The sequence below is a fragment of the Streptosporangium sp. NPDC020072 genome (genome assembly GCF_040631445.1).
In the GTDB taxonomy this organism is placed as follows: Bacteria; Actinomycetota; Actinomycetes; order Streptosporangiales; family Streptosporangiaceae; genus Streptosporangium.
Genome location: NZ_JBEYAB010000013.1, coordinates 62282 through 74929, shown reverse-complemented (window position 1 = coordinate 74929; position 12648 = coordinate 62282). Strand labels below are relative to the sequence as shown.

Annotated in this window: 15 protein-coding genes and 1 pseudogene; 6 read left to right on the top strand and 10 right to left on the bottom strand. The window is 66.9% G+C overall.

Translation table 11 applies throughout. From position 1 onward, the window contains the following. Window positions 1–187 precede the first annotated feature (187 nt). The gene (locus ABZ470_RS29135; RefSeq protein ID WP_362915376.1) at window positions 188–871 is read left to right on the top strand and encodes a hypothetical protein; all 684 of its coding nucleotides are present in this window, start codon (window positions 188–190) and stop codon (window positions 869–871) included. Window positions 872–1191: 320 nt separating this feature from the next. Here ABZ470_RS29135 and ABZ470_RS29130 read toward each other — a convergent pair whose 3' ends face one another. The 4 genes and pseudogenes from ABZ470_RS29130 to ABZ470_RS29115 all read right to left on the bottom strand — a co-directional run. Further along, the gene (locus ABZ470_RS29130) at window positions 1192–1407 is read right to left on the bottom strand and encodes a hypothetical protein (protein WP_352012788.1); all 216 of its coding nucleotides are present in this window, start codon (window positions 1405–1407) and stop codon (window positions 1192–1194) included. A gap of 231 nt (window positions 1408–1638) precedes the next feature. Then, complete coding sequence (gene fmdA, locus ABZ470_RS29125) at window positions 1639–2895, bottom strand: formamidase (protein ID WP_362915374.1); 1257 nt, start codon at window positions 2893–2895, stop codon at window positions 1639–1641. Window positions 2896–2925: 30 nt separating this feature from the next. Further along, a complete protein-coding gene (locus ABZ470_RS29120; RefSeq protein WP_352012974.1) occupies window positions 2926–3078 on the bottom strand; it encodes a hypothetical protein in 153 nt (50 codons plus the stop codon). Window positions 3079–3087: 9 nt separating this feature from the next. Continuing rightward, window positions 3088–3207, bottom strand: a pseudogene (locus ABZ470_RS29115) (FmdB family zinc ribbon protein); the annotation flags it as partial. 968 nt (window positions 3208–4175) lie between these two features. Between ABZ470_RS29115 and ABZ470_RS29110 the strand changes: the two are divergent. Continuing rightward, a complete protein-coding gene (locus ABZ470_RS29110) occupies window positions 4176–4532 on the top strand; it encodes a helix-turn-helix transcriptional regulator (protein ID WP_362915372.1) in 357 nt (118 codons plus the stop codon). 8 nt (window positions 4533–4540) lie between these two features. Here the strand turns inward: ABZ470_RS29110 and ABZ470_RS29105 are convergent, their stop codons facing one another. The 3 genes from ABZ470_RS29105 to ABZ470_RS29095 all read right to left on the bottom strand — a co-directional run bounded on the left by ABZ470_RS29105 (window position 4541) and on the right by ABZ470_RS29095 (window position 6686). After that, a complete protein-coding gene (locus ABZ470_RS29105) occupies window positions 4541–5143 on the bottom strand; it encodes an ATP-dependent Clp protease proteolytic subunit (protein ID WP_352012793.1) in 603 nt (200 codons plus the stop codon). After that, window positions 5140–5766 (bottom strand): ATP-dependent Clp protease proteolytic subunit, encoded by a 627-nt coding sequence (locus ABZ470_RS29100; protein WP_362782274.1) that lies wholly within the window; start codon window positions 5764–5766, stop codon window positions 5140–5142. Before ABZ470_RS29100 ends, ABZ470_RS29105 begins: the two co-directional genes overlap by 4 nt. 302 nt (window positions 5767–6068) lie before the next feature. Continuing rightward, on the bottom strand, window positions 6069–6686 hold the full coding sequence (locus ABZ470_RS29095) for a TetR/AcrR family transcriptional regulator (protein ID WP_362915370.1): 618 nt from the start codon (window positions 6684–6686) through the stop codon (window positions 6069–6071). Between the two features lie 73 nt (window positions 6687–6759). On the opposite strand from ABZ470_RS29095, the gene ABZ470_RS29090 reads away from it, so the two are divergent. Both ABZ470_RS29090 and ABZ470_RS29085 read left to right on the top strand, forming a co-directional pair. Then, a complete protein-coding gene (locus ABZ470_RS29090) occupies window positions 6760–7569 on the top strand; it encodes an alpha/beta hydrolase (RefSeq protein ID WP_362915368.1) in 810 nt (269 codons plus the stop codon). A gap of 246 nt (window positions 7570–7815) precedes the next feature. Next, window positions 7816–8115, top strand: a complete 300-nt coding sequence (locus tag ABZ470_RS29085; RefSeq protein WP_362915366.1) for a hypothetical protein — start codon at window positions 7816–7818, stop codon at window positions 8113–8115. 128 nt (window positions 8116–8243) lie between these two features. Here the strand turns inward: ABZ470_RS29085 and ABZ470_RS29080 are convergent, their stop codons facing one another. Then, window positions 8244–8732 carry a hypothetical protein gene (locus ABZ470_RS29080; RefSeq protein ID WP_352012798.1) on the bottom strand — a complete coding sequence of 163 codons (489 nt, stop codon included), beginning with the start codon at window positions 8730–8732 and terminating at the stop codon, window positions 8244–8246. A 540-nt stretch (window positions 8733–9272) separates the two neighbouring features. Here ABZ470_RS29080 and ABZ470_RS29075 point away from each other — a divergent pair. Continuing rightward, complete coding sequence (locus tag ABZ470_RS29075; RefSeq protein ID WP_362915364.1) at window positions 9273–9923, top strand: ester cyclase; 651 nt, start codon at window positions 9273–9275, stop codon at window positions 9921–9923. A 208-nt stretch (window positions 9924–10131) separates the two neighbouring features. Here the strand turns inward: ABZ470_RS29075 and ABZ470_RS29070 are convergent, their stop codons facing one another. Continuing rightward, the gene (locus tag ABZ470_RS29070; RefSeq protein ID WP_362915362.1) at window positions 10132–11265 is read right to left on the bottom strand and encodes an NAD(P)/FAD-dependent oxidoreductase; all 1134 of its coding nucleotides are present in this window, start codon (window positions 11263–11265) and stop codon (window positions 10132–10134) included. A 107-nt stretch (window positions 11266–11372) separates the two neighbouring features. Here ABZ470_RS29070 and ABZ470_RS29065 point away from each other — a divergent pair, with 107 nt between their 5' ends. Then, window positions 11373–11918 (top strand): TetR/AcrR family transcriptional regulator C-terminal domain-containing protein, encoded by a 546-nt coding sequence (locus ABZ470_RS29065; protein ID WP_352012801.1) that lies wholly within the window; start codon window positions 11373–11375, stop codon window positions 11916–11918. Window positions 11919–12094: 176 nt separating this feature from the next. Here the strand turns inward: ABZ470_RS29065 and ABZ470_RS29060 are convergent, their stop codons facing one another. Next, entirely contained in the window at window positions 12095–12367 is a 273-nt protein-coding gene (locus ABZ470_RS29060; protein ID WP_362915359.1) for a WGxxGxxG family protein, read from the bottom strand. Window positions 12368–12648 lie beyond the last annotated feature (281 nt).

Sequence of the window (12648 nt, the reverse complement as noted above, 5' to 3'; positions counted from 1 at the left end):
GCCGGCTGGGCCGGGGGAACGATGGTTCAGATCATCATGCCGGACCACTGTTCGCGCGCCTGAGGCTGGACACCGACGAGGGTCGGACGCGGATGATCATCGCCTTGGCGCGCTCGGCCCCGCCCGGGCACCCGGGCCGCGACGAGGCAGGCGCCCTGGTGGCGGCCGATGAGAGCGGCCCACCGCGGTGGATGCCGAACAGCTTGACCGCCGTCGCCCGTGTGGCGGGCATCGGCATCCACCGCTCTCAGGCGCGCCGGATCCTGGTCACCGCATCGGATCCGGTTGCTTCAGCGGACCGCCGCGGCCAACCGGCGCGGACCGGTCATCGTCGTCACTGACGATCTGTCCGGCCGTTTCAGCTGATGGGCACGCCAACTACGGCCAGGGCGGGGCCGTCTACATGGGCATGTCAGGCCATGCCTGGCGATTGATTGTCGTTCTGTGCGAGATTGATCTCGTGAATTCCGCAGATCGGCCTTCGTCGTGGTTCAACACGCTGTCCAAGCCGCAAAAGGTGACCGCGATCACAATGTCGCTGATCGGCTCCATAGGAGGAGCGGCCTACCTCTGGTTGGGGCCGCCAACGGATCTCGCTCCGGGCTTCCTGATCTTCGCTTACGTGATTCTCAGCCTGATGATCCTCAACGGCATTCCCCGTGTCCACCTGTGGTTCGACGGGCGAGGATTCGTGCTCTATCTGGGTGTCTTCTTCGTCCTCAAAGGGGCGTCAAGAGACCTTGAGACCCCCGCTGTCCGCGTGGGTGTCCTCGTCGTGGGGGTACTGCTGCTGACCTACCTGATCGTCCGCGCCGTACGCGTCGAACGGAGGAAACGGCAGACAGACCGTGCCGATTCGCAAATTCTCTGATGGTCCTACGGCGACATCGCACACCGGTGTGGAGGCCTTTGCCGTACAGACGCTGTGCGTGATCAAGGCCGTCCATCCGCACCGCTGGGCCGTACCGGCCGACATCTGGCACGCCTTCTCCGAAGCCGCCCAGACCGAGATGTCTGAAAATCGACATCTCGCTGTCGTTCCTGGAACGCTTCCCCAGCCCGCGGTCGACCGCCAAGCAGAGTGCCGTCACGATGACGGCTTTCCGCTACACCGGCGGCAGGTCCGGTGCCGAGCTTGTCGAACGACCGCGTCAGACACCCCAGCCAGTGTGAGGTGGCTGAACCCTGTGGTCAGTCGTGGGAGCGACGGCGGACGATCGCATCGCTGATCTGCTGTGCCGCGTACAGCTCGGGCGCCACCCACTGCAGGGTCGCGTCGACTGGGTTTCCGGGCTCGGCGATCACCTGCGGCAACGGGTCCTCATCCCGGCCCGGCACCCAGGTCGCAGGGTCCGGCCGCTCAGGCAGACGCTGGAACCGGCCGGTTGGCTTCTCATCGCTCGTCATGATCAGTTAACGCCGTCCACCTTCGCAGGGTTCCTCGGTCAGTGTGGATGTGTCGTTTCAGACACCTCAATCTCTGGAGGCCTCATACGCAGCCGCCCACCGAACCTCGGGCTTGTCTTTCATGTGGCCCGCAACCGGGCCTCGCGCTCCATGTGTTCCGGCTCACTTCGGCCACCGTCTTCGTTACCCGACCAGAGTGATCGGCCCGCCTGAAAGCGGGAGGTCGGCGGTTCAGTCGAAACTGGCGTGCGGGGCGCTGGTGCCCTGCGGTACGCGGAACGGGCCGGAGGAGCCGGGACGGACGTCGAAGTCGAAGATCGCGGTTGGCAGATAGACGGTGGCGCAGGAGTTGGGAATGTCCACCACCCCCGACAACCGGCCCTCGATCGGCGCGGCGCCGAGCAACAGATACGCCTGCTCGGGGCTGTAGCCGAACGCCGTCAGGTAGTCGATCGCGTGCAGACAGGCCCGCTGGTAGGCCAGCTGCGAGTCGAGATAGCGCTGCTCGCCGTCCAGGGTGACGGACACCCCGGAGAAGGCCAGCCACTCGCTGTACTGAGGGTCCGTACGGCCCGGCATGAAGATGGCGTTCTCGCCGACACGGTAGGTCTGCATGCCGTCCTTGATGACGTCGACCCGCAGGTCGATGAAGCCGCCCATCTCGATGGCGCCGCAGAAGGTGATCTCACCGTCGCCCTGTGAGAAGTGCAGGTCGCCGACCGACAGGTTCGCACCGGATACGTACACCGGGTAGAAGATTCGGGAGCCCCGGGTGAGGTTCTTGATGTCCTGGTTGCCGCCGTTCTCTCGCGGCGGCGCGGTACGGGCGGCCTCGGCCGCGATCCGGTCGAACTCGGACGGGGAGACGCCGCCGAGGATGGCCTCCCGGGGCTCGGGAGACAGGGCCAGCGGCGGCACCCTCTGCGGGTCTGTGGCTATCAGCGCCGACTCCCGCGCGTTCCACTTCGACAGCAATGCCGCCGACGGCGCGGTGCCCATGAGCCCGGGGTGGGCGATGCCGGTGAACGACACCGCTGGGATATGGCGTGATGTGGCGACCTGGCCGGAGAAGTCCCAGATCGCCTTGTAGGCGTCGGGGAACTGTTCGGTGAGGAACCCCCCGCCGTTCTTGGTGGGGAAGATCCCGGTGTAACCCCAGCCCTGACCGGCCAGTGGGCCGCTGTCCTCCTGGGGAATGGGCCCCAGGTCGAGGATGTCCACGACCAGCAGGTCGCCCGGCTCGGCTCCCTCGACCGCGAACGGGCCGCTGAGCGCGTGCACCTTCATCAACGGGGCGTCACGGACGTCCTCGGCGGAGTCGTCGTTGTGGATCGCGCCGTCGAACCACTCCCGGCAGTGGACCCGGAAGCTGTCGCCGGGCTTGACCCGTGCCACAGGCGGGATCGCGGGGTGCCAACGGTTGTGACCGATCTTGGCCTGGTCGGTGAACTTCTTCGTCGAGTCGAGCGGGAAAATCAACTCTGGCACGGCTGGATTCCTTTCGGCACTGCGGGACGGTCACGGCCTCGGCAGGCGGGCGGTGGCGGGATGGACGGCCACCGCGCCTCCGGTACGGCGCCGTGGCAGGGACGTGACGACTTCGGGCTCGGAGGCGCTGCGCTCCGCGCGCTGCAACTGCGCGGACACGGCGGTCGGAATGCGCGCCAGCATCGGCGCTGAGAACGTCCGAACAGAGGCCGCGCCGCAGTCTGGGCACGGCACCGTAGCGGGTGCGGTGCCGATCGGAAAAACGGCCTCAATTTCGGAGCAATGCGGACATCGGTATGCATATGCCGCCATAGCATGCGCCCTTCGAGCGAATTCAATCCGGTCCACCCCGGTCGTGATCCCTCTACCGATGTGACCTCGGGAAACAGTCTCAGAGTCGGATGTATCCGCAATTTAATGTGTGAATTGGATGTAATCCATCTCGCTTCCGTCAACTTGCTCACGCAGTAAGGTAGATCGCTTGGTTCATGGGCGGAAATGCGGTGATATGTTCTTTCGTGCTGAATAAGTGAATTATCTCCTGTTTGCCGATCCGGCCGGGATCCGAGGGCGTTGGGGGAAAGACGGAGCGTCGTCTCCCCCTGGTGTCGGCGCGCGTCGCAACACTCCAGGTAGGTCCGCCAGGTCGAACCGCTCGTCGAGGACGTCGAGACTCGGTAGGTACGGATCCGTTCGGTGTCGCCGGCCACGAGATACCGTCCCGGTGGTCTCGCGGAGACGGTGGAAACACCTGGTTACTCTGAGGGCCGATACCTGTGCTTCAGGAGGGTGTGCGTCGCGTCGTGACCGGCGAGGTCTCCGTCGGCTGCCCGATTGGGTGGGCAGGGAGCTGTCCGAGAGGGAAGCCGCTGACCTGATCGTCTCTGGCGAGATGGTGGAGGTGCGCCATGACCCTGACTGGCTGGCTCAGGGAATGGCCGCCTTGCGAGAGCGACGGGAGAGCGGTCAAATGGTGGACTACCAGGCAGTCGCCGCCAGGCGTGACCGTCTCAGGCCTGTCAAGACCGAGTACCGCCGTCGCCGGGGAAGCGACTGACCACCCGGCTAGAGCTTGGTGACCGAGCCCTGTCCTGCCGATGAAGGACTTGGCGCTGAGGCGGATGGCCAGGAGCTTCCGGGTTGACCTCCATGGCGTGGGCCCCTCGATCCAGCCATGGAGGTGTTCGTCCACGGTGATCGACGGACCAGGGAAGACGGGAACGGTTCTGCTCTGCGCGGATTGGGCTGAACTTGGGGGTGGCGTCTCCTTAAGGTGAGGTATGGCCTCTTCCGTTCCGCCGCTGCGTCCGGCGATCGTTCGGACCGACTCCAAGCCGTCTCCGGTTCGCGAGCCGTTGTGGCGGCACGCGCTCGGTGAGTGCCTCAGAGGTCTTCGTCACGAGCGGGGCGAGAAGCTGAGCGAGACGGCACGTCGTGCCGGGGTCTCGCCGCAGTATCTCTCCGAGATGGAACGGGGCGTCAAGGAGCCGTCGAGCGAGATGATCGCCGCGGTCGCCGGAGCGCTGGATGTGACCCTGATCGACCTGACCCTCGCGGTCTCCGAGAGCCTGCGGTCCACGCAGAGCGGCGTGTCGAGAGGCGCCACCTGCTCGGCGGCGTACGCCCTGGCCGCGTAGCCGCCGGATCACCTGCGGGCGGGCGAACGCTCCTCGATGATCTGGTCGATGAGCCCGTACTCCAGGGCCGAGGCCGCGGTGAACACACGGTCGTGGTCGGTGTCGGCGCGGAGGGTCTCGACCGTCTGACCGGTGTGCCGTGACAGGATGCGCTCGATGTCCGCTCGGACACGGACGACCTCGTCGGCCTGCAGGATGAGGTCGGGGATCGTTCCGCGCCCCTGGGCGGCGGGCTGGTGCAGGATCACCCGTGCGTGCGGCAGGGCGGCGCGCTTCCCCTCGGTGCCCGCGGCGAGAAGGACGGCGCCGACCGCCACGGCCTGTCCGACGCAGGTCGTCGAAACCCGCGGGCGGATGTAGCGCATGGTGTCGTATATCGCGAGCATCGCGCTCGGGTCCCCGCCCTCACAGTTGATGTAGAACTGTATTTCGGCCTCGGGGTTGTCCGACTCCAGGAAAATCAGCTGCGCGATGAGGGCGTTCGCGACGCCGGCGTCGATCGCGGTGCCCAGATAGACGATTCGCTCGGTGAGCAGGTGCGAGTAGACATCCATGATGCGCTCGCCACGAGGGTTCTGGGCGATGACGTTCGGGATCGTGTATGTGCTCACTGGCCGACTCCTCCGGTGATGCCGAAACCGGTTCGGGGGCGATTGTGTGGTGCGATCTCGTGGAAGTCCTGAACGATCGCGTCTATGAAGCCGTATTCCAGTGCCTCCTGCGCCGTGTACCAACGGTCGTGCAGAGAGTCCTCGAATATGCGCTCGACGGACTGCCCCGTGTCCGCGGCGATGAGACCGAGCACCGTGTCGCGAGTGTGCCGCAGGTCACCGGCCTGCAGTTCGATGTCGACCGCGGTGCCACCGATTCCCGCCGAGCCCTGGTGCATCAGGACGCGTGAATGCGGCAGGGCGCGGCGCTTTCCCCTGGCTCCCGACGAGAGCAGGAACTGTCCGGCGCTGTAGGCGATGCCCAGGACGAGGGTCGACACATCACAGGGAATGAGTCGAATGACGTCGCGAATGGCGAGCATCGAGGGAACGGAACCGCCCGGGGAGTGAATCCAGAGCGCGATGTCCGTTGACGCGTCCTGCGTGGCGAGTGCTATCAGCTGCGTGGCCAGCAGGGTCCCGTTGTCGTCATCGAGAGGGCCGTCGAGAACGAGGACACGCTGTTCGTAGAGTTCGCGCCTCACCCGCGTGTCGAAAAGCGGAGGATTCGATTTTTCGCTCATGCGTCCATCCTGTGAGGCGACCAGGACCGGCGTCGACACGATCCGCCGGGGGCAGATCTGCTCTGAGCAGCGTGGGTTCGGTTTCCGGCCCGATGAACCACCGTCATCCCGCGGCGCCGGTGGCCTGTTCGACGAGGCGGCGGGAGCGGATGAGGGCTGCGGCGACAGCGACGAAGGAGGAGAAGCGGTCTGCCCGGCGTTCGCAGCGGCGCGGGGACGGCGGCATGCCGGCTCGACAGCCCGGAGCCGGTTGGACGCGGTGTCTCGGCGACCGGCGGTGGGTCGTCGTGGCATCCGAAGGGTCAGGGCTTCTCCGCGACCGGTTGCCCGGCCTCGAAGCCGGGGGCCGGGGCGTGGAGTATCGCGGGCAGGAGGACGAAGTCGACGATCTCGGTGATCGCGTCCTCGCCCGGTGGCCGGCCGTACAGCACGATCTCGTTGCGGATCAGGTCGAGCGGGAGTGCGGTCACGCGTGAGGGCAGGAGGACGGGGAGGATCTCGTTCCGCTCGACGGCTCGCCGGACTATGGTCGCGACCTGTTGTCCTCGGGTCGTGACGGTCAGCCGGGCGCGCAGGGCGTGGGCGGCCTCCGGGTCACGGGCTGTCTCGGCCGTCATGCCGGCGAGGACCTCGCCGTGCACGGAGCCGAATCGGTGGGTGATCTGCCGCATCATGGCGAGCAGGTCGGTTCGCAGTCCGCCGGTGTCCGGTGGCTCGGCGTCGGGGGGAGCCGTGTGGTCGAGGGCCGCGAGTGCTAGCCGCGCGCGGGTGGGCCAGCGGCGGTGGATCACCGGTCGGCTGGTGCCCGCTCTGGCGGCCACGGCCTCCATGGTCAGTTTGGCGTAGCCCACTTGGGTCAGCAGGTCCCAGGTGGCGTTGAGGATGGCCTGCTCCAACCGTTCTCCGCGCCGTCGGCCCATCGCACACCCCTTGGGAACGGTTTATGTTAGATGCAGTCTGCATCTTATCCGCCGTGCGCGAAGGTGAGGCGTGATGGCTGTGCGTGAGAACCATGTCCTGGATGTGGCCGGAGCCCGCATCCACTACGAGGTTCGCGGTTCGGGGCCGGTGCTTCTGCTGATCCCCGGGAGCAATGGCGACGCCGGTTTCTTCGACGCCATGGCCGATCGGCTGGCCGACCGTCATACGGTCGTCGGCTATGACCGGCGAGGCTTCTCCCGGAGTTTCACCCAGGAGGAGCCCGCGGGGTGGATCGAGACGCACGTCGAAGACGCGCGCCGCCTGATCGGTGCCGTCTCCGGGGAACCGGTCCGCATCTTCGCCACAAGCGCGGGAGCCGTCATCGGGCTCGACCTCATCGGCCGGCATCCTCGGCTGGTCAGCAGGCTCGTGGCCCACGAACCGCCCATCTTCGAGGTTCTGCCGGACGCCCCGCGTTGGCGAGCCTTCTTCGAGGAGGTCGGCGCGACCCATCGGAGCGAGGGGCAGGAGGCGGCGATGCGGCGATTCCTGGCGGGCATCGGGGTCGCCGAGGCTCGGCGGCCGGCCGATCCCGATCCGGAACTGCTCGCCCGCATGTCCGGGAACACGCTCACCATCCTGACCCAGGAGGTGCCCAATGCTCCCGGCTACCATCCGGACTTCGCCGCGCTTGACGCGTGGCGTGATCGCGTCGTCCTGGCGGGTGGCCGGGACTCCCGTGCCCACTTTCCCTACCGGCCGGCCGCCGTGCTCGCGGCCCGGTGGAATCGGCGGGTCGTCGACCTTCCGGGGGACCACCTGGGTTACTGGTCTCGCCCCGATGAGTTCGCCGCCGCTCTGGAGGGCTGCATGACCGCGTGACCCGGACTTTCGATGGCTTTTGGCGGAAACCCCGTTATGGCTTCAGGGGTGTTCGGCTCAGGATCGGAATGCTTGGGGGTCGCCGATCTCGGTTGGAACCAAAGGTAAAGGTCCTGAGGATCGCCGCTCGGCGATAGGTTTGTGTGGGTTCTCATTTTTGAGAAGTGAAGGCTGTGGTCAAGCGGTTGGTGGATGCGCCTGCCGTACGTCTGTCCCCGTAAGTTCTCTCGATTCTCGGAGGTCAACGTGCCTGAAGTACGACGTCTCATCCTCGTGGCGGCGGTTGGTGCCGGTGCGGTCGCCATGGCTCTGACCTCGACGTCCATTGTCAGCGCGACCGGCCCGTCACCTGCGGACACCGCGACGGTCACGCCTCAGGAGAAGAAGCTTCTGCAGTCGGACAAACCGGTGACGATAACCGTGGACCCCGCCACCGGCCAGGTGCTGGGAGTTTCGGAGGGGAAGCCGTCGAATCTCGGCGGGAGGACGGTGAACGTGGATCCGCGTACCGGTCAGGTGCTGTCGCCGTCCACGAATGGGAAATAATCCCGTCTCCGGTTTCGACGGTCCGTGAGTCGACGTTCTCCATACGCAGAGCGGGAAGGCTCGGCCTCCCCGCTCTCGATCGCTCAATGTGAGCGATGGCATCGCTCGGTCATGTGCTCACCGGTGGCTCAGTAGAGAGTGACGCTGGTGCCGGTGACGAGCGAACCGTTGAAGTTGACGTAGCTGTTGGGACCCCACGGGCCGCTGCAGGGCGACGATCCCTGATAGGTCCAGCAGGCCCGGCCCTTGTAGTTGCCGGTGTTGAAGTAGGACCGGTAGGGCCAGCTTCCGGTCTTCGTGCCCGCGCTGCCGTAGAACCCCTGGTGCGCGTACGGGACCTGGCCGGACGCGTAGCAGAAGTCACCCGAGTTGCAGATGTTGTGCTGGCTGATCGCGGGGGTGGAGATGGCTCCCTCGGTCACCGACAGCACCTTGCCGGTTCGCGGGTCCACCGAGAGCGTGTGCGGGGTGTCGGACTTGAGGAGTTCGAGCTGCTGCGGACTGAGGGCCGAGACGTCGGCGGACGCCGGAATCGGAGTGGAGTCCGCGGCCATGGCGGTGTGAGGTGAGAGCAGTGCCGTCGCGGCGGCAGCGGCGCCGACAATGGAAGCCAGCATAATTCGGCGTGACTTTAACACGTGCAACCTCCGGTGGTAGGCGATAAAGGCGGGCTGGAATTAAAAACTCGCCTTCGCACTCCTCGAACATATCTCTCCCGCCGTCGAACGCGGCGTGACGTGGATCACAATTCATATTGTGTTCCGCTCGTCGCCGCAGGTGGCATGGGTGTTCCGTTCGGGCACCGTCGGTGAGAATTGCAGCTCATCGCAGCCGTTCTCGCGGATTTACAGCCTTCGACTGGCGGTGATTATCACGGAGGGTGTGGGTGTTAATTCCATTTCGTGATTTCCCTGGTTTCTGGCCGGTGGTTCCCGGGCGACTCGAAAAAGGCATTTCGGTCCCGCCGCGGCCGATGGCGCCTTCTGGCGCGAACCGGGGCTTTCCGCGACCGATCTCATCGCCAGGCTGGGTGACGGACTTTGGAAGCCGAAGGCGGCGCCGCTCCCGTGAGGGGCGCTTGACGGGGCGGGAGGCGTCCATGAGGATCTGTGGGCTTCGGCTCTTTCGTGGTAGTCGTCCTAAATGGGGTGATTGTCTTGGCTGAAACTCCGCTGTGGCTTCAGGGGCGTTCGGCCGTGGTCGCGGCCGCGGATCCGAGTGAGTGGCGGGACGGCCTGCCCGACTACGACCTCTCGCACGAAGTCATGCCGCGGCAGCGGACGTACCACTTCGAGCCCGGTTCGCTGGAGGCCGTGGTCGAGGGGATCGTGCAGGTCTTCGAGATGGAGGTCTCGCACAAGAAGGATCCGGCGACCTGGGTGTCGATGGTCGCCGACCGTTTCCGGACCAACGTCAACGGAGGTCCGTGGGCCACCGCGGCGGACATCGCGGAGATCGGCAGCTACAACGTCCTGATCGGCGACAGCGTCTTCTACCCGACCGGGCGGGAGACCTTCGACTCCTCGCACCGGATGTTCCACAGGGCGTTTCCCGGCGGATTCTTCTGGGAGGTGCTCGAAGTTCTCACCCCGCCGCCGACCGTCACCGTCAAATGGCGCCACTGGGGCGTCTTCGAGGGTGAGTACCACGGTTTCCAGCCCACCGGGCAGACGATCGAGATGTACGGCGTCAGCATCGCCAAGCTGTCCGACGACCTCAGGCTGGTGGAGGTCGAGCACTACTACGACCCCAACGACTTTCTCGGCAGACTGACCGGTGGCTGTCCGGTGGCGCACAGGGAGTCGTGACCGGCCCGCCGCCCCGGCGGCGGCGGTGCTTTGCCCCGATGAAGCCGGTCTGTCCGCGTCGGGCGCGTGCCTCCGGTGCGGCCGTTCGGGTCGCGGGGGAGCCGCCCCGGTGCGGCCGGTCGGGCCGCGGTGGGATATGCCCCGGTGAGGGCAACCCGGTCGCGGGGAGCCCGCTCGCGCCGCTCACGGTGCGGCCGGTCCGGTCGGGTCAGCGGCCGGCCACGGTGAAGTTCGGCAGTGCCTCCAGGCTCCGGGCGACCGCCGCGAAGCCGTAGTCGAGCATTTCGCGTTCGTAGCGTTCGACGGCGGGCAGCAGGTCGCTCTCGCCCCGGTGGACCTCGGTGAGCCGGCGGCAGAGCAGGGCCGCGTCACGGAAGGCGGTGTTCGCGCCCTGGCCGCCGCTCGGCGGCATGACGTGGACGGCGTCGCCCAGCAGGGTCACCCGGCGGGTTCCCCAGTGCGGCACCGGCCGCGCGTAGCCGACCTTCAGCGGCGAGCTGTTCACCACGTCGGACCGCTCGACCAGTTCGACCAGGTCCGGGTGCCAGCCGTCGATCAGGGTCAGCAGCAGGTCGCGGGTCGCGGCCCAGCCGTCGGGCAGGCGCTCGACGCGCTCGGGCAGGAACGCGGCCCAGCGCAGGTAGCTCTCGGTGGCGGGCAGTTCGACGTCGGGGGCGAGTTCGGCGGCGGCCAGGTGCGGCGGGCGGCGGAACTCCATCTTGCCGAGCAGCATGCTCATGTCCGGGCCGCGCACCACGGTGCCGAACCCCGGCACCAGACCGGCGAGGCGCTCGGTGAGCGGGGTGCGCCCGAGCAGGCCGTTGCCGCCCAGCGTGACGACCGAGGCGTCAGGCAGCAACCGGCGGCGGACCGCAGAGCCGACTCCGTCGGCGCCGACCAGGAGGTCACCGGTGGCCGTGCCGCCGTCGGCGAAGACCGCCCGCACGGTGTCGTCGGGCAGCTCGACGTACTCGACCAGCCGCCTGCCGTACTCGATCCGGTCGGAGAGGCCGGCCAGCAGCAGGTGTCGCAGCACGTGCCGGTCGGTGGCCATGCCGTCGTCGATCGGACCGAGTTGGCCGATCACGTTGAGGTGCTGGTCGACGACCGGCCGTTCCCCGGACAGCTCTCCTGTGGTGGCCTCCAGCAGGCCGTGCAGCCGCCGCGGCAGGCATTCGCGTAGCGCGGCGAGGCCCGCGCCGCCGATGCCGATCCGGAAACCCTGGTAGCGGCTGTGGGCGCCCGTCTCCCGCTCGTGGATCCGCACGTCGATCCCGGCCTGGACCAGCCCCTGTGCCAGGCACAGTCCGCCGATGCCCGCCCCGATCACCAGAACCCGCATGGTGGCTCCCTTGACTTGAACATTGCTCAATTGAGCGGTGTTCAAGTTACTTGGTCGGTGTTCAAGTGGCAAGCTCTCCGTGGAGGACGAGGAGAAGGGGGAAGCGGATGCCGCTCCGGCAGGCCGATGTGCTCCGAGGCGCGATGGAGTTGCTCGACGAGGTGGGTCTCGACGAGCTGACCACCCGCAGGCTGGCGGACCGGCTCGGCGTCCGGGTGGGCGCCCTGTACTGGCACTACCCGAGCAAGACCGCCCTGCTGGACGCCCTGGTCGAGCGGATCGTCGACGAGATGCTCGCCGAGCCCATCGCGGAGCAGGACTGGGCGGGCCGGCTGCGGGAGCTGGCCGTACGGGCTCGCTCGACCATGCTGGCGCACCGGGACGGCGCCCGGCTGGTGGCCTCCTTCAGCGTGCTGCCGGCCTCGGCCGTGACCTACTTCCAGGCGCTGGTCGACTCGCTGCGTACGGCGGGCGTCCCGGAGCGGGACGCGGAGCTCGGCGCGGACCTGCTGACGAGCTTCACGAACGGTTTCACGCTTGAGGAACAGGCCCGGCAGGCCAAGATATGGCCCCGTGACCGGCGCGACGAGACCTTCCTCAGTGAGCTGGACATTCTCATCAACGGCATCCGGGTGAGCCTTCTGGAGAAATGACGGGCCCGCGGTCGGTGCCGGTGGGGTGGCCTGATCCGTGTACGGCGGCTCGACTCGGCCGCTGTCGTACTGCGGTGGACAAAACAGGCAGATGGGCAAACGTGCGCATCGCAGAGCGCCGGAGGCCCCGGCCATGGAGCCGTGGGCCTCCCGCCTCTCGACGGCTCTCTCGACGGCTATGGACGCGTCGGCCGATCGCCGACGTGCGCGCCGGATCCTGTTCCGGTGTACTCGCGATGCTTGCGCAGGCCGCCGAGGCCCAGGAGGCCGATCAGCCCCGCCAGGCCCCAGAGGCCGGTTTTGTCGCCGCTGTCCCTGCTGTTGTTCTGTGGTGCGGGAGTTGGCTGGCTTTGGGTGACCGGTGCGGCCAGTGAGTCAGTCGCCGCTGCGGCGGCGGGCCCAAGCGTCAGGAAGAAGGCTAGGCCCAGTCCGGTAAGCGTTTTACGCATGGAGTTCTCCCGTCTTGCTTCTGGTGAGAGTCCGGAAGTCGCCCGTCGGTCTCCTTCGTAGGAGATTCTGGCGACGCGATGTCCGTTTTCCCTCGTCAGAGGCGCCCATACCGCCCATATCAGGTGTCAAACGTCCCGGCTCTCATATACCGCCTTATAGACATTTAGTGGATTTATTATCCAGGCATTGGTTTTTTGCTTATTTATCGTGAAATGGTGAGCGGGCTGGGCGTGTCATCGTAAACGGATCTTCTAGGGAGGCCGCCCCTGGACATCCACAC